The organism is Acidisoma cellulosilyticum, assembly GCF_020621385.1.
GTDB lineage: Bacteria > Pseudomonadota > Alphaproteobacteria > Acetobacterales > Acetobacteraceae > Acidisoma > Acidisoma cellulosilyticum.
In genome coordinates this window covers 889,453-905,103 of record NZ_JAESVA010000001.1, presented here as the reverse complement: position 1 = coordinate 905,103, position 15,651 = coordinate 889,453, and the positions used below count along the sequence as shown (strand labels likewise).

Here is a 15,651-nt window from a genome sequence, read left to right as displayed (position 1 = left end):
GGGCTTCGATACCCAGACAGCATCAGACTCTTGCAGGTCAGCTTTGCCTTGCGGAATCGGGCAAGATCTGCGCCTTTGCGCACCCGCCCTGCCGTGGTGAAGGCATCACCTCGGCTGTGCTTGGCCGTACCCGGATACCCGGAGCACGGATACCAGGCCGATACATCCGGAGGGACAATTATGCCTCTATATGAATGCGTCGTCATAGGACGCAGCGAAATCACGCAGCAGCAGGTCGATACCCTGACTGACGCGGTCGTGGCTCAGGTTGAAGGCGAAGGCGCCCTGGTGCGCAAGCGCGAATACTGGGGCCTGCGTAGCCTTGCCTATCGTATCAAGAAAAACCGCAAGGGCCATTACGTGCTCCTCGGCCTCGAAATCGAGCCGAAGGCGCTGGCCGAGGTGGAACGTCAGCTGCGTCTGAACGAAGACGTGCTGCGCTTCATGACGATTCGCGTCGATGAGATCGACGAGAATCCTTCCGCCGTTCTCGCACGCAAGTCTGACGATCGCGGTTTCCGTGGGCCGAAGCCCGCTGGCCGCTTCGATAGCGGCCGCCGCCGTTATGACGACCGTGAAGAATTCCGCGCCCGCGAAGAATATCGTGGTCCCCGGGATGACGAGGATGACCGTGGTCACGGCCATGGCCGTGGCATGCAGGAGGAGATCTGATCCATGTCTGACACGACAGACGTCAATCCGGCCGCCCGTCGCGCTGCCGTCGGCGCCCGCCGCCCGTTCTATCGCCGCAAGAAGTCCTGCCCCTTTTCGGGCCCGAATGCGCCGAAGATCGACTACAAGGACGTTCGCCTGCTGTCTCGCTTCCTGAGCGAACGCGGCAAGATCGTTCCGTCCCGTATCACGGCGGTTTCCGCCCGTAAGCAGCGCGAGCTCGCCCGCGCCATCAAGCGCGCCCGCTTCCTGGCGCTGCTGCCTTACGTTCTGCAGTAAGGGAGAACGACCATGGCAGCTATTGAAGTCATCCTGCTCCAGCGCGTTCCCAAGCTGGGCCAGATGGGCGACCGCGTGAAGGTGAAGCCGGGCTATGCCCGCAACTTCCTGCTTCCGCAGAAGAAGGCGCTTCGCGCAACCAAGGACAATGCCGCCCGTTTCGAGCAGGAGCGCGTGCATCTGGAGGCTCAGAACCTTCAGCGCCGCGAAGAAGCGCAGAGCGTGGCCGACCGCGTGCGCGGCTTGTCCGTGACCCTGATCCGTCAGGCCGGCGACAGCGGCAGCCTCTACGGCTCCGTCTCCAGCCGCGACATCGCCGAAGCGGCGACGGCCAGCGGTCTCGGCATCGATCGCATTCAGGTTGAGCTTGATCACCCGATCAAGACGCTGGGCGTTCGCTCCGTGCGCGTGGTGCTGCATCCCGAAGTCGTGATCCAGATCTCCGTCAACGTCGCCCGTTCCGTCGAAGAAGCTGAGAAGCAGCTTCGCGGCGAAGCGGTCGGTCGTGCGGCTGAAGAAGAGAACGATGTTGCCGCCGATATCTTCGGCACCGAGGAAGAAGAGCCGGCCGCCTGATTTCGGCGCTCTGCTTCTTCTATAGAAAGGCCGGCCGGTGAAAACCGGCCGGCCTTTTCTTTTCTGTCCGCGCGCGCTTGCAGTTCCGGCAACCCTCAGCGCATTATCACTTCGGTAATGTGCAGCGGGCCAGGATTCCGCCCGGTCCGCGTCGTGAGACGAGAGAAGTGGTAATGCGACAGATCCTTGATCGCCTTCTGAAACGCATGATCAGAAAAGGCGGCTTGGTCGTCATCTGGCCGAATGGTGAAAAGACCACCTATGGGCCTGATCGGGACGGCGCCTATGCCCTCAAACTGACGGATGAGAAGGCTATTCGCGGCATCGTCCTCAATCCTGGACTGGCTGTCGGCGAGCTATACATGGACGGGCTTCTGGTCCCGGTCGATTGTTCGCTGTACCAGGTCATGGAAGTCCTGCTCGCCAATCTGCAGATGGCCGGCATGGGGGCCGTGCCGATCATGAATGCCCGCATGGTCATGGGCACCATTTTCCGGCGCTTCAAGCAGCTGAACAACGCCGTCCGCTCGCGCCGCAATGTGGCCCATCATTACGACCTCAACGGTCGTCTCTACAGCCTTTTTCTTGACCGCGACCGACAGTATTCCTGCGCCTATTTCGCTCGTGGCGACGAGACGCTGGAGGAAGCGCAGCTTGCCAAGAAGCACCATATCGCGGCGAAGCTGAAGCTCGATCGGCCGGATCTTTCCGTGCTCGACATCGGTTGCGGCTGGGGCGGCATGGCGCTGACGCTCGCGAGGGATTACGGCGCGCGCGTCACCGGCATCACGCTATCGACCGAGCAGCTGGCCGAGGCCCGCGCCCGGGCCGAGGCGGAGGGCCTTTCCGATCGCGTCAAATTCGAATTGCTCGACTATCGCGCGGTGCAGGAGCGGTTTGACCGCATCGTCTCCGTCGGCATGTTCGAGCATGTCGGCATCAACCATTACGCCAGCTATTTCGGCATGGTGAAGCGCACGCTGAAGGATGACGGCGTCGCCCTGATCCATACCATCGGCCGCAGCGACGGTCCCGGCACCACCAATCCCTGGATCGAGAAATACATCTTCCCGGGCGGCTATTCGCCCGCGCTGTCGGAAATGATGCTGCCGATCGAGCGTTCCGGCCTGATCGCGACCGATGTCGAGGTGCTGCGCCTGCATTACGCCGAGACGCTGCGCCATTGGCGCCGCCGATTCGCTGCCAACCGGGATGCCATCCAGACGCTGTATGACGAGCGCTTCTGCCGCATGTTCGAATTCTATCTGGTCGGGTCCGAACTCGCCTTCCGTTACCAGGAACATGTGAATTTCCAGGTCCAGCTGACGCGCGTGCAATCGGCCGTGCCGATGGCGCGGGACTATATCACCGATACCGAACAGCGGATGATGAGCGCCGTGCCGGCGGCCGCCAAGGCCGAGAGCTTCGTGCCGGCGGGCGAGAGCGTCCACGCCTGACCCCGCAAGGCGGAGCGGCTGCTCCGCCTTATTCGCCGATCAGGTGCAGCACCACCTCCCGCCGATGCGGGCGGGTGCGATGCTCGAACAGGAAAATGCCCTGCCAGGTGCCGAGCGCTAAACGGCCTTCCGCGACGGGGATCGTCAGCTGGGGGCCGGTCAGCAGCGTGCGGATATGCGAGGGCATATCATCCGGCCCTTCCAGCGAATGGATGTAGCGCTGGCCGCCCGGCTGGCCGCGATCCTCCGGCACCAGCCGCTCGAAAGCCTGCACGATATCGTCCAGCACCTCAGGGCTTGCATTCTCAGTGACGGCGAGCGAGGCCGAGGTATGGGCGCACCACAGCGTCAGCAGCCCCGTTTCCATGCCCTGGTCATCCACCCAGGCCAGAACGGCCCGGGTGAATTCGGTGAGCCCCTTGCCTCGCGTCGGGATGCCCAGACGGTTGGTTGCCTGCCGCATGCTCAGACGGGTGCGGGGTTGCGCTCGGTAAAGCCGCGCTGATGCCAATAGGGGTAGGGCAAGGTGACGGCGCTGGCCTTATCCAGCTTGGCGACCTGCTCGGCCGTCAGATTCCAGCCGACGGCGCCGAGATTCTGCCGCAGCTGCTCCTCGTTCCGGGCGCCGACGATGATATTGGCGACGGTCGGGCGTTGCAGCAGCCAGTTGAGCGCGATCTGCGGCACGGTCTTGCCCGTCTCCTCCGCGATCTCGTCCATCGCCTCAACGACCGTATAAACCAGCTCATCCGGCACCGGCGGACCCATATCGGCGGTCTTGTGCAGGCGGGACCCTGCCGGCAGCGGCTGGCCGCGGCGGATCTTGCCGGTCAGGCGGCCCCAGCCGAGCGGGCTCCAGACCACCGCGCCGACGCCTTCCTCAACGCCCAGCGGCATCAGCTCCCACTCGTAATCGCGGCCGACGAGGGAGTAATAGGCCTGATGCGCGACATAGCGCGGCAGGTTGTATTTCTCGGCCGCCGCCAGCGACTTCATCAGATGCCAGCCGGAGAAGTTGGAACAGCCGACGTAGCGGATCTTTCCGGCACGGATGAGGTCATCCAGCGTCGAAAGCGTCTCCTCCACCGGTGTCATCGCGTCGAAACCATGCAGCTGGAAGAGATCGATGTAATCGGTGCCGAGACGCTTGAGGGAGTTCTCGACCGACCGGATGAGGTGAAAGCGGGAGGAGCCGACGTCGTTGGCGCCCTCACCGGCCCGGAAGGTCGCCTTGGTCGAGATGATGAGCTTGTCGCGCCGGCCCTGGATGGCGGCGCCCAGCACTTCCTCCGCCGCGCCGGCGGAATAGATATCCGCGCTGTCGAACATATTGAGCCCGGCATCGAGGCAGATGTCGATCAGACGGCTGGCTTCGGTGACATCGGTCGCGCCCCAGGCCTGGAAAAACTCACCCTTGCCGCCGAAAGTGCCGGTGCCGAAGCTCAGCACGGGCACCATGAAGCCGGATCGTCCGAGACGTCTTTGTTCCAAGCTAACCTCCTTTTATGGGGCGGGGCAGGGGCTTAGGGTTAGTACCAGCCCCCGTCGACGATGAATTCGCGCGCCGTGACCAATCGGCTGTCATCGGCCGCCAGCCAAAGCACCATGCGAGCGACATCGGCCTCAAACAGCCGATCCGGGATGCATTGCCCGGCCGCGCGCTTGGCCTCAGCCTCGGGCGTCATCCACAGATCTTGCTGGCGCTGCGTGATGATCCAGCCCGGAAAGACGATATTGGCGCGGATGTGATGCGGGCCCAGATCACGCGCCAGACTGCGGGTAAGGCCGATGACGCCGGATTTGGCCGAGGTATAGGCAGCGAACCCCCCTTGGGCCATCAGGAAGCTGTTGGAACTCATATTGATGATCGAGCCCCCGCCGGCCGCGATCATGTCATCCTTCACCGCCTGGGCGCAGAAGAACTGATGGCGCAGGTTGGTCGCCATCCGGTCGTCCCAGTATTCGGGGGTGACGTCGTCGATGCTGTGGCGATCGTCGCGCGCGGCATTGTTCACCAGAACATGGAAACCGCCGCCGAGTTTTTCGCGCAAGCCAGCGATGGCGGCCCGCACGGCCGGAATATCGCGCAGATCGACCTTTTCGAAATGCACGGCCGAGCCTGCCGGCTGTCTGGCGATCAGGTCAGTGGCCGATGTCTCGTCCAGGTCAAGGAAGCCGACATGGGCGCCCTGAGCCACAAAATGCTCGACGATGCCGGCGCCGATGCCGGAGGCGCCGCCTGTCACCAGAACGCGCCGCCCTTCAAGACTGGGATAAATCGCGAAGCGGCCGTCCATGGGATGGTTTCCTCAGAAGATCTTGTCGAGCAGGTCGCCGAGCGGCCCATTGCTTTTGGGCTTCACGAGCGGCGTGCTGCCATTGGCCGGGCTGAGGCCGAGGGCGGCATTTTTCTGCAGACGCTGGCTTTCGCCCTTGGCATCGACCACGGCCGGTTTGGCGACCGCCAGACCGAAGGGGTTCATGCGGTTGCCCGTCGTCTGGCTTTTGGCGTCGCGCGCGGCCTGGGCACTGATTTCCTGGCGGATATCGGCCGGTGCCGGCGGACCGGCCTGGGCGACGAAAGCCTGGTCGCCGGCCGTATTGGGCGCGCCGCCCGACAGCGAGGCGCCACCGATCATGGCGCTTTCCGCCTGCACCGGAATGGCGACTTCCTGCGGACGCGGGGCGCCCGGGGTGGGCGTCGGCAGATTGGCCGCGGCCGTATTCAGGTCCGGCGGCATGGCGAGCTGGCTCTGCGTCGTCACCTGGAACTCGTCCGGCGGATCACGCTGAAGGCCGAGCGTCTGCATGGTACCGCTGGAACAGCCTGCCAGCATCAGCGGCGCCACAAACAGCGTCCACCGCATCATTGTCATCCTGGGCATGCGTGCGTCCCTCAGCCGCGATTCTTGGCACCCGAGGCGGTCGCATCCGACCGGCCGGGCAGTAGGTTGTCGATCACCAGCGCGGCGACCCCGCATACGATGGCGGCGTCGGCCAAGTTGAAAACATACCACGAATAGCCAAGGGCATGCGCCTGGATGAAATCGACCACGGCGCCGTAATGCAGCCGGTCGGCGACGTTGCCAAGGGCCCCCCCCGCAATTGCGCCCACTGGGATAGCAATTATCAGCCGCTGCGTGCGGATGAGCCAAATGCCGAGCACGATCACGACGACCAGAGCGAAGACCGCCAGCGCCAGATGGGCGAAGGTGCTGTCACCGGTCAGCAGGCCGAAGGTGACGCCCCGGTTCCAGACCATGGTGAAGTTCAGCACCGGCAAGATCACGACCTGACCGATCTGCGGCAGGTTGAGATCATGCAGGACCCACCATTTGCTGCCCTGGTCGGCGGCCAGGACGAGGATGGCTGTCAGCAGGCCGCTGAGCACGACGGACAAACGCATGCGGATCAACCGGCCTGCTGGCAGGTGAGACCGGACGCCACGACATCCGTGCAGCGCAGGCAAAGCTTCGTGCTGCCGTCCACTTCCGGCAGCACGCGCCAGCAGCGGGCGCATTTCTCGCCGGCCGCGACGGTCGCTTCCGCTGCGATCGCGTCCGCCGTCGCAAGATTGACGGTCGAGACGATCAGCATATCCGCCCAATCGGCCGCCGACAGCAGCGTGTCGGCACCGGCAGGGAAGGTCAGGGTGACATCGGCCTGCAGCGAGGCCCCGATCTGGCCGCCCTGCCGCATGGCTTCCAGCTTGGTCGTGCCGAGGCGGCGGATGTCGCGGATGCGGGTCCATTTCTCGGCCAGCCCATCGTTCCGCCATTCGGCGGGAATGACGGGGAATTGCTGGGCGTGCACGCTGGTCTCGGTCCCGAATCGCGTCTGCCAGGCTTCCTCGGCCGTGAAGACCAGAACAGGGGCGAGCCAGGTGGCCAGGCAGCGATGCAGCTGGTCCAGCACGGTGCGGACGGCGCGGCGACGCAGACTGTCCGGCCCGTCGCAATAGAGCGCGTCCTTGCGGATATCGAAGTAATAGGCCGAAAGATCGGTCGCGCAGAAATGATGGATGGCGGGATAGACGCCGGTCCAGTCGTGATTTTCGATCGCCGCGCGTAGTTGTACGTCGAGCTCCGACAGGCGGTGCAGGACCCAGCGCTCCAGCTCCGGCAGCTCGGCATAGGGCAGGATTTCGCTTGCGTCGAAACCGTCCAGGCTGCCCAGCAGCCAGCGCAGCGTATTGCGCAACCGGCGATACAGTTCGCCCTGCTGCTTCAGGATTTCCGGTCCGATGCTGAGATCGTCCCGCGCGTCGGAGGACATGACCCAAAGGCGCAGAATATCGGCACCGTATTTCTGGATGACGTCCTGCGGCTCGACCCCATTGCCGAGGGACTTGGACATCTTGCGGCCCTGCTCATCGACCAGGAAGCCATGCGTCAGCACCGCCTTGAAGGGCGCAACACCCCGCGTGCCGACGGCTTCGAGCAGGGAGGAATGGAACCAGCCGCGATGCTGGTCCGAGCCTTCCAGATAAAGATCGGCCGGCCAGGACATGCCGCGCGCTTCCAGCACGAAAGCATGGGTAGAGCCGCTTTCGAACCAGACATCGACGATGTCGCGGACCTGCTCATACTGCGTGGGGTCGTATTCATTGCCGAGGAAATCCGCCGCCGGACGCGCGTACCAGGCGTCGGCCCCCTCGGTTTTAAAGAATTCGACGATCCGGGCCATGACGGCCGGGTCGCGCAGCGGCTCACCCGTGCGGCGATCGACGAAGATCGCGATCGGCACGCCCCAGGCGCGCTGGCGGCTGACGCACCAGTCCGGCCGGGCACCGACCATGCTGGCGATGCGGTTGCGGCCTTGTTCGGGGATGAATTTCGTATCGGCGATGGCCTGCAGCGCCTTGCCGCGAATATCCTCGGGCCCGTCCATGCGGATGAACCATTGCGGCGTCGCGCGGTAGATGACCGGCGCCTTGGACCGCCAGGAATGCGGATAGGAATGCACCAGGGTATTGCGGTGCAGCAGCCCGCCGGCCGCTTCCAGCGCGGCGCAGACCGGGTCCGCCGCCTTGAAGACATGCAGCCCGGCAAAGAGCGGGACCCAGGCGTTATAGGTGCCGTCGTCGCCCACCGTGTCGGGCACTTCCAGCCCATGCGCGCGGCCGAGGATGAAGTCATCCTCGCCATGCGTCGGGGCCGTGTGGACAAAGCCGGTGCCGGCCTCGGTCGTCACATATTCGGCCGGCAGCAGCGGCACGTCATAATCATAGCCCTGGCCGCGCAGCGGATGGGATGTGATGACGCCGGCCAGATCCTCGCCCTTGAAGGTGCCGAGGGTCGTGAAGCCGGCGATGCCGGTTTCCTTGATGAAGGCGTCCAGCAGCGCTTCCGCCACCATGACGCGCTCACCGACCTCCGCGCGCGCGCCTGCGGCGGTTTCGGTGACTTCGAGGAGCAAATAGTCGATCTCGGGACCATAGGCGATGGCGCGGTTGGCCGGCATCGTCCAAGGCGTCGTCGTCCAGATGACGATCGAACTGCCGGCGATGGCAGCGGGCCCGCCGGAGATGACCGGAAAGCGGACCCAGATCGTGACGCTTTTATGGTCGTGATATTCGATCTCGGCCTCGGCCAGCGCCGTCTTCTCGACCGGGCTCCACATCACCGGGCGCAGACCCCGATACAGCGCGCCGTTCATCAGGAAGCGGCCGATCTCAGCCGCGATGGCGGCTTCGGACGTGAAGTCCATGGTCGCGTAGCGATTGTCCCAATCGCCCAGGATGCCGAGGCGCTTGAATTCCTCGGCCTGGATGGCGAGCCATTTCTCGGCATAGGCGCGGCATTCGGCGCGGAATTGCAGAACCGGGATTTCGTCCTTGTTGCGGCCGGCTTTGCGATGGCCTTCCTCAACCTTCCATTCGATCGGCAGACCGTGACAGTCCCAGCCGGGAATGAAATGCGCGTCGAAACCGGCCATCTGATGGGCACGGTTGATCGCATCCTTCAGCACCTTGTTGAGCGCATGGCCGAGATGGAGATTGCCGTTCGCGTAGGGCGGGCCGTCATGCAGAACGAAGGGCGTGCGGCCCTGCGATTCTGCGCGCACCTGCTCCCATAGCTTGGCCTGCTCCCAGCCAGCGAGCATGCCGGGTTCGCGCTTGGGCAGGTCACCCTTCATCGGGAAAGCCGTGCGCGGCAGGAAGACGGTCTTCCGATAATCGGGCGCCTGATCCTGGGCGGCAGCGGTGTCTGGGGTCTGTGTCACGGTGTCGTTCATGGCGGCGGTATGGCCGAATTCCTGGGTGAATGCGAATCGGGAAAGCGATTAGGCGACGTGAGTTTGCGCGGGCGCCGGGGCGGCTGCGCATTCCGCGCAAATGCCTTCAATCTCCACCGTCGCGCCGGCCGGGCGGAAGCCGGTGGCCTTGGCCGCCGCGTCGATGGCGGTGCGGATACGGTCGTCGGTGATCTCAAAAACCCTGCGGCAATGCGTGCAAATCAGGAACTGGATGGCCTCCACGCCATGCGCATGAGCGTGGCCATGGCCGCAAGGGCCTTCCGACTGCAGCATATGGGCGCAGCCGACGAAGGCCGAGAGGCGCTCGATCTTATGGACCAGGCCCTGAGCGGTGAGAAATTCCAGCGCGCGATAGACGGTCGGCGGTGCGGCCGGCTTGCCGTCGATCCGCAGCCGGTCGAGCAGATCATAGGCACCGGAGGGACGCGGGCTGTCGAGGATAAGCCCCAGCACCTGCCGGCGCTGCTCCGTCAGCCGCAAGCCGCGGCTGGCGCAGAAGGCTTCGGCGCTGGTCAGCAGCCGCTCGGTATCAGGGGTGAAATGTGTGGCGCCCATGGCGAGCCAGTTCAATCGGCTTGGGGGCAACCGTCAACCGCCGCGGTTGCCGGTCTCCCCTCGCCTTGTCGCGGACCGGCGGTCAGCCCGTCTTGCGTTTACGTGTCGCGCCGGCCGTGCGGGTGGCACGGAAGCTCGGCAGCCACCATTCGATCGGCTGGTCGTTTTCCGGCGTTTCGGCCTCATCGACAGGAGCGACGGCTTTCTTGGGACCGCGTTTGCCGGCCGGCTTTTCCGCAGCGCTCGCCGCAGCAGCCAAGGCTGCCTTCGCGGCTGCTTTTGCGGAGAGCTTCGGAGCGCGGACCACCGGCAGATCAGGCTCGACCTCCGGTTCGGCTTCGATTTCGAGTTCGGCTTCGATGACAACCGGCTTGCGGGACTGGCGCGTTTTGCGCAGGGGCAAGTCCGCCGACACATCGCCGAAAAGATCGGTTGCGGGGCTTGCAATCATGGTTGCGGCAGCAAGGGCGGCCTTGGCCGTTGCGGCCTCGACTTCCAGTTCCGCTATCCGACGTTCGACAAGGGAGAGCGCCAAAACGGTTTCCGCTTCCTTCCGCTCGGCCTGCTGTCGCGCCTCATGATCGGCTAAGCGCAGCGTTTCGATTTTGCCGCGCGCTTCACGTTCCTCGCGCAGGCGTTCCTCAAAAGCCATTTCAGCATGAGCAAGTTTGGTCTTCAGGGACTGAATGCTGAGGTTTGCTTCGTCAAGCGTGCGTTCGGCGCGTTGACGATTGCCGCGCTCCTCCCGCAACTCCGCTGTCAGCGTGTGGATGCGGCTTTCGCCGGCATTGTCCGCATCGCGGCCACGGTTGAGCATGACGACGGGCACATCGCCGTCCTGGGCGAAACGACGACGCTGTGGACGCGAGGCATCGTGCGATGACCCCTGCTGTTGCGGCGCATGGTTATGCGACCCGCCGCCTTGGCCGGTCGGAGCCGGGCGGCTGGAGCCGGTGAGGCCGAGCGCAAGACGCATACGCGCTTCTGCTGCGTCGGTAGCCTCAGCGGGCTGGTCAAGATTAAGCTTCTGGGACGGCATTGTGACTCTGTAATGGTGACTTTTAGGGCGTAATAACGCGGGCGAAATACATGCTTAAATGACACGGTTGTAATGTGTCTTCGCATTTCGTCGATTCGTATTTCCATTACTTGTAAGGAAATCCGCAGAAATGCAAGGCTGTTAATGATGGAAATTAGAGATTTTTGGACAATGCCGCTAAGAAAATTGGACAGGGTTCCAAGGCTTCGGTCCGCGGAGTAGAGAGGGCTTGGGGTTGATTCTAAAAGATATTGGCAGGGACATGTCTTTTTGTGATCGCACGCAGCCTGAACCCTGTTGCAAGTAAAAGCCGCAATCAAATCTTAATGGGCTCTTATGCCCTCTCGGTCTCTGCTCCCAGGCGCGACAAAAGCGTTTGCGCGATTGCCGCGAAGGCGCGGCCCGCTTCACTGTCGGGCGCTTCGGTCACGACTGGTGTGCCAGCATCTGACATGGCACGCACTTCAGGCAGAAGCGGGATTTCTCCCAGGAAGGCCTGACCGAGCGTCGCAGCTTCGGCGCGCGCGCCGCCATGGCCGAATATATTGGTCTGATGACCGCAATTCGGACAGCAGAAGTAACTCATGTTTTCAATAACACCGAAGATCGGGATTTCGACTTTCTCGAACATCTTCACGGCGCGCCGTGCATCGATCAGCGCGATATCCTGCGGGGTGGAAACAATGACAGCGCCGGTTACTTTCGCGCGCTGTGACAATGTCAGTTGAATATCGCCGGTGCCGGGTGGCAGATCGACCACGAGCACATCAAGTTCGCCCCATTCGACCTGTCCCAGAAATTGCTGAACCGCCCCCATGATCATCGGACCACGCCAGATCATGGCGCTGTCTTCCTCGACCAGGAACCCCATGGACATGGCCTTAAGCCCCCAGGCCTCGATCGGAATCAGCCGGTCACCGCGCACGTCCGGACGGCGACTAGCCCCCAGCATGCGCGGCAGGCTGGGGCCATAGATATCGGCATCCATCAGCCCGACCCTGAGCCCGGCCTGGGCGAGGGCCACAGCCAGATTGACCGACACGGTCGATTTGCCGACGCCACCCTTGCCGGATCCGACAGCGATAATGTGGGCGATACCCGGAATAGGCTGGGGCTTCGGGGCCGGCGGCCGCGACGCTGCGCCATGGCCATGGCCCGCATGACCCCCGGTCTGGGGGGCTGGGGCCGTTTCCTGCGGAGCGCGGTGCGCGGTCAGAACCACCGTCGCGTTGCGGACGCCGGGCAGGCGCGCGATCGCCGCCTCCGCCGCGCGCCGCGCCTGTTCGAGACTGCCGGCGCGCGCCCGATCGACGCCGAGCGTGACCTGAACCAGGCCGTCGCGCACCGCGATCCCTTCCAGGTGCGTCGCGCCCAAAAGCTCGCCTTTGGCGTCTTCCGCCTGGAATGTCGTGATTAGGCGGCGCGCGGCGAGTGCCAGGGCATCATCATGTTCGGCCATGCGGGTCATTCCAGGGTTTATCGTCCGGGCTCAGGAGGCGGTGGCGAGATCACGGTTTTTCCCGTCGCACCTCGCCGCGCTTGTGATCAGGCGCTCGCACGCGCACAATCCCCTTTCATGTCATCTCTGTCCACCGGATGAGCTAAAGAGATCTATGCGCGCCCTTCTGCTCGCTTCCGCGGCCCTTCTTCTGGCAGCCGCCCCGCTTGCCTCGGCGCATGATGTGCCGACCGGATTCGCTGACCTTGCGGCGCAACTGCTGCCATCGGTGGTCAATGTCGCGAGCACGCAGGCGGGGAGCGGCGACAATAGCAATGCGACCTCGGGCGGCGGCGATAGCCAGTCCGCGCCGGACGGTCAGTCCGCCCCCGATGGCGGTGCCACCAGCGGGGCCGACACGACCGGCAATGGCGGCGGTGACGGGGGATCGGCGGGCAATGCCCAGCCCTCGTCTGCCGCTTCCGCGATCGATAAAAGTTTTCAGCAATTCCTGCACAGTACCCAGGGCCCCGGCAGCCCGGATGCGACGTCGAGCGGCAGCGAGATGCAAAGTCTCGGCTCGGGCTTCATCATCGACCCGTCCGGTCTCATCGTGACGAATAATCACGTCATCGACGGCGCGCAGAGCATGAGCGTCATCCTGTCGGACGGCACGGCCCTGCCGGCGACGCTGGTCGGGCGCGATACGCAGAACGACATCGCGTTGCTGCGCGTCCATCCCAACCATCCGCTGAAAGCCGTACATTTCGGCCCGTCGCGCCTGGCGCGTATCGGCGACTGGGTGGTGGCCATCGGCAATCCTTACGGCCTGGGCGGCACGGTGACGGCCGGCATCATCAGCGCCCGTGGACGCGATCTGCAGGAAGACGGATCGAGCGACTATATCCAGACGGACGCCGCCATCAATCGCGGCAATTCCGGCGGTCCGTTGTTCGACATGCAAGGCAATGTCATCGGCATCAATACGGCGATCTATTCGCCCTCGGGCGGTTCCGTCGGTATCGGTTTCGCTATTCCGTCCGACGAGGTTTCGGCCGTCGTCAATCAGTTGCGGCTCTACGGCAAGCCGCGGCGCGGCTGGATCGGGGCGCAGGTGCAGTCACTGACGCCCGATATCGCGGCGATGCTGAATATGCCTGGCGATGACGGCGCCGTGATCGGCACGGTCGCGGCCGGCAGTCCGGCATCCGCTGCCCATCTCAAACCCGGCGACGTCATCCTGACCTATGACGGCCACCCGGTCACCGATATGAAATCCCTGCCGCGTCTGGTTCAGGAAAGCGCGGTCGGCCAACCGGCGGAGGTCGATTACTGGCGGGACGGGCATCAGGCCGTCGCCAGTCTGACGGTCATGGACGAGCCGTCTTCATCCACGCCCTCGGCCGCACCCAAGGCGCCTTCGCCTGCGCCATCGCCGCCTGCGCCCGTCATGGGGCTGGGCCTGACCTTGTCGGATCTCACGCCGGCACTCGCCAGCAAATATAATGTCGCCGGCGATACGCATGGTGTGATGATCACCGCAGTGACGCCGAACAGCGTTGCCGCACGCCAGGGGCTGGCGCCGGGTGACGTCATTCTTCAGCTCGGCGGCAAGCCGGTCGCGCATCTGCGCGATTTCCTGGACCAGATCGCGGATCTGCGCAGCGATCACCAGAACGAGGTTCTGCTGCTGGTACAAGGCACGGATGAGACGCAATGGATCAGTCTCGACGGTGGCTGGACCGGCTGATCGGTCAGGATCGGCGGCGTCTCGACGCTGCATGCCTTTTTTCGGCTGCGAGCCCTGAGCCGAGGGCAAGCGGCCGCAGCACAGAATCAGGCTTCCAGGTCGGCGTCCCAATACAGGAAGTCGAGCCAGGTCTTGTGCAAGTAATCCCGCGTCGCGTGGCGCTTCGCGAATTCGTCGATCTGGTGCGGTGACGGCTCGTAAGGCGAGCGCAGCAGCCTGAGACCGCTTTCCGACAGCGACTTGCTGCCCTTGAACAGATTGTCGCGCTGGCAGCAGGTGACGACGTTATGCCAGACCGTGGTACCGCCGCGGCAGCGGGGGACAACGTGATCGAAGGTCAGTTCCTTCGCTGTCAGGCTGTCGCCGCAATATTGGCAGCGGAAACCGTCGCGCAAAAAGACATGGTAGCGGGTGAAGGCCACATGCTTGCGCTTGTGATAGCGCTTGAGGGCGACGACGGAGGGAATGGGAAAGCTTTGGTTGGCGGACCGGACCTCGGTCTCGTAATTGATGACCGGGCTGACGCGGTCTTGCAGGACCGCTACCAGGGCATCCTGCCAGGGCCAGACAGACAGAGGTCCCCAGCTGAGCGGTTGCATATCCGCGTTGAGCACGAGGGTCTGCAGTCCGGCTGGGGATTGGCTCACCGGATTACCCTCGCAGAAGATATGGTGCTGTCAGGGACAGGAAGGATGTCCCTGAACCAGTGCTCGTTTAGGCAATTAGCCATAAGCCGATCGTCGCTCCTTCAAGAGCGACCATATCTGGTCCGGAAAAGCCAAGGATCGAACCAAATATGGTACGCCGCTGAATTCCTATTTTGACTATTGCAAAGGCTGCCGGGCTCGGCAAGCGCCTCCGCTACTGTGTCATAGGGGATTCATCTGGCCGGCAGAGGTAAGTCAGCATTTCAGGCCGTGTGGCGGCCGATCAGCCGCCGGCAAAAGCTTGCGCCAAAGCCTGTGTGCCGGCCGCGACACCTGCGGCATCGATGGCATGACCCAAGCCCGGCTCGATGAGAAGGTCGAATGGCACCTGCTGCCGCTTGAGGATATCGGCCGCCATGCGGGAAAATTCGACGGAGACGACATTATCCGCGTCACCGTGCACGAGCAGCACCGGCGGCCGGCAAGCGATTTCATCCGCCAGCTTGTCCGGGTCGAGCAGAATACCAGCATAGGCCAGGATGGCGCGCGGCGGTATCGACCGGCGGAGTCCCGTAAACAGCGACATCATGGCGCCCTGGCTGAAGCCGACGAGCGCATAGTCGCTGTCCGGGATCGCATGGGCGGCCAGCGTTTCATCCAGAAAGCGGTCCAGGCTCGGCCGTGCGCTGCGCACGCCGGCAGCCATGGCGGCCGGGCTCCAGTCCCGCAGGCTGAACCATTGCCGGGCGTGGAGGCCGTCTTCCGGCGATACCAGGTCGCAGGGGTCCGGCGCATGCGGCGCCACGAACAGCGCATGAGGCAGGGCTGCTGACAAAGCCGGCGCCAAGGGAATGAGATTGTCGCCGTTCGCCCCAAGGCCATGGCAGATGACGACCAGCTGCCTGGGCGCGCCGCCGGCCGCGGGTCCGAAGGTCGGTCCGGTCAGATGGGCCATGAAGTCCGCCTCGTGCCTGTCATTC

Annotated in this window: 16 protein-coding genes; 5 read left to right on the top strand and 11 right to left on the bottom strand. The window is 64.0% G+C overall.

Going from position 1 to position 15,651, the window contains the following annotated elements:
* The first annotated feature begins 180 nt into the window (after nucleotides 1–180).
* From rpsF to ACELLULO517_RS04230, 4 genes are all read left to right on the top strand, one after another.
* Entirely contained in the window at nucleotides 181–672 is a 492-nt protein-coding gene (rpsF, locus tag ACELLULO517_RS04245) for a 30S ribosomal protein S6 (RefSeq protein ID WP_227306016.1), read from the top strand.
* Between the two features lie 3 nt (nucleotides 673–675).
* Nucleotides 676–951 (top strand): 30S ribosomal protein S18, encoded by a 276-nt coding sequence (rpsR, locus tag ACELLULO517_RS04240; RefSeq protein WP_227306015.1) that lies wholly within the window; start codon nucleotides 676–678, stop codon nucleotides 949–951.
* Between the two features lie 12 nt (nucleotides 952–963).
* A complete protein-coding gene (gene rplI / locus ACELLULO517_RS04235) occupies nucleotides 964–1,527 on the top strand; it encodes a 50S ribosomal protein L9 (RefSeq protein WP_227306014.1) in 564 nt (187 codons plus the stop codon).
* Nucleotides 1,528–1,700: 173 nt separating this feature from the next.
* Entirely contained in the window at nucleotides 1,701–2,984 is a 1,284-nt protein-coding gene (locus ACELLULO517_RS04230; protein ID WP_227306013.1) for an SAM-dependent methyltransferase, read from the top strand.
* 28 nt (nucleotides 2,985–3,012) lie between these two features.
* Here ACELLULO517_RS04230 and ACELLULO517_RS04225 read toward each other — a convergent pair whose 3' ends face one another.
* From ACELLULO517_RS04225 to ACELLULO517_RS04185, 9 genes are all read right to left on the bottom strand, one after another.
* Entirely contained in the window at nucleotides 3,013–3,447 is a 435-nt protein-coding gene (locus ACELLULO517_RS04225; protein ID WP_227306012.1) for a secondary thiamine-phosphate synthase enzyme YjbQ, read from the bottom strand.
* 2 nt (nucleotides 3,448–3,449) lie between these two features.
* A complete protein-coding gene (locus tag ACELLULO517_RS04220; protein WP_227306011.1) occupies nucleotides 3,450–4,475 on the bottom strand; it encodes an aldo/keto reductase in 1,026 nt (341 codons plus the stop codon).
* Nucleotides 4,476–4,513: 38 nt separating this feature from the next.
* Complete coding sequence (locus ACELLULO517_RS04215; RefSeq protein WP_227306010.1) at nucleotides 4,514–5,281, bottom strand: SDR family NAD(P)-dependent oxidoreductase; 768 nt, start codon at nucleotides 5,279–5,281, stop codon at nucleotides 4,514–4,516.
* 12 nt (nucleotides 5,282–5,293) lie between these two features.
* Nucleotides 5,294–5,869, bottom strand: coding sequence for a DUF3035 domain-containing protein (locus ACELLULO517_RS04210; protein ID WP_227306009.1), 576 nt, complete (start codon nucleotides 5,867–5,869; stop codon nucleotides 5,294–5,296).
* An 11-nt stretch (nucleotides 5,870–5,880) separates the two neighbouring features.
* Entirely contained in the window at nucleotides 5,881–6,390 is a 510-nt protein-coding gene (lspA, locus tag ACELLULO517_RS04205) for a signal peptidase II (RefSeq protein WP_227306008.1), read from the bottom strand.
* Nucleotides 6,391–6,395: 5 nt separating this feature from the next.
* Complete coding sequence (ileS, locus tag ACELLULO517_RS04200; protein ID WP_406566229.1) at nucleotides 6,396–9,209, bottom strand: isoleucine--tRNA ligase; 2,814 nt, start codon at nucleotides 9,207–9,209, stop codon at nucleotides 6,396–6,398.
* Between the two features lie 60 nt (nucleotides 9,210–9,269).
* Complete coding sequence (locus tag ACELLULO517_RS04195) at nucleotides 9,270–9,797, bottom strand: Fur family transcriptional regulator (RefSeq protein ID WP_227306006.1); 528 nt, start codon at nucleotides 9,795–9,797, stop codon at nucleotides 9,270–9,272.
* 82 nt (nucleotides 9,798–9,879) lie between these two features.
* A complete protein-coding gene (locus ACELLULO517_RS04190) occupies nucleotides 9,880–10,773 on the bottom strand; it encodes a hypothetical protein (protein WP_227306005.1) in 894 nt (297 codons plus the stop codon).
* A gap of 397 nt (nucleotides 10,774–11,170) precedes the next feature.
* Nucleotides 11,171–12,295 carry an Mrp/NBP35 family ATP-binding protein gene (locus ACELLULO517_RS04185; protein WP_227306004.1) on the bottom strand — a complete coding sequence of 375 codons (1,125 nt, stop codon included), beginning with the start codon at nucleotides 12,293–12,295 and terminating at the stop codon, nucleotides 11,171–11,173.
* Nucleotides 12,296–12,449: 154 nt separating this feature from the next.
* On the opposite strand from ACELLULO517_RS04185, the gene ACELLULO517_RS04180 reads away from it, so the two are divergent.
* On the top strand, nucleotides 12,450–14,024 hold the full coding sequence (locus ACELLULO517_RS04180; RefSeq protein ID WP_227306003.1) for a Do family serine endopeptidase: 1,575 nt from the start codon (nucleotides 12,450–12,452) through the stop codon (nucleotides 14,022–14,024).
* A gap of 86 nt (nucleotides 14,025–14,110) precedes the next feature.
* Here the strand turns inward: ACELLULO517_RS04180 and ACELLULO517_RS04175 are convergent, their stop codons facing one another.
* The gene (locus ACELLULO517_RS04175; protein WP_264481353.1) at nucleotides 14,111–14,623 is read right to left on the bottom strand and encodes an HNH endonuclease; all 513 of its coding nucleotides are present in this window, start codon (nucleotides 14,621–14,623) and stop codon (nucleotides 14,111–14,113) included.
* Between the two features lie 331 nt (nucleotides 14,624–14,954).
* Nucleotides 14,955–15,626: an alpha/beta hydrolase gene (locus tag ACELLULO517_RS04170; RefSeq protein WP_227306001.1), complete on the bottom strand. Its 672-nt coding sequence runs from the start codon at nucleotides 15,624–15,626 to the stop codon at nucleotides 14,955–14,957.
* Between the last annotated feature and the right edge of the window lie 25 nt (nucleotides 15,627–15,651).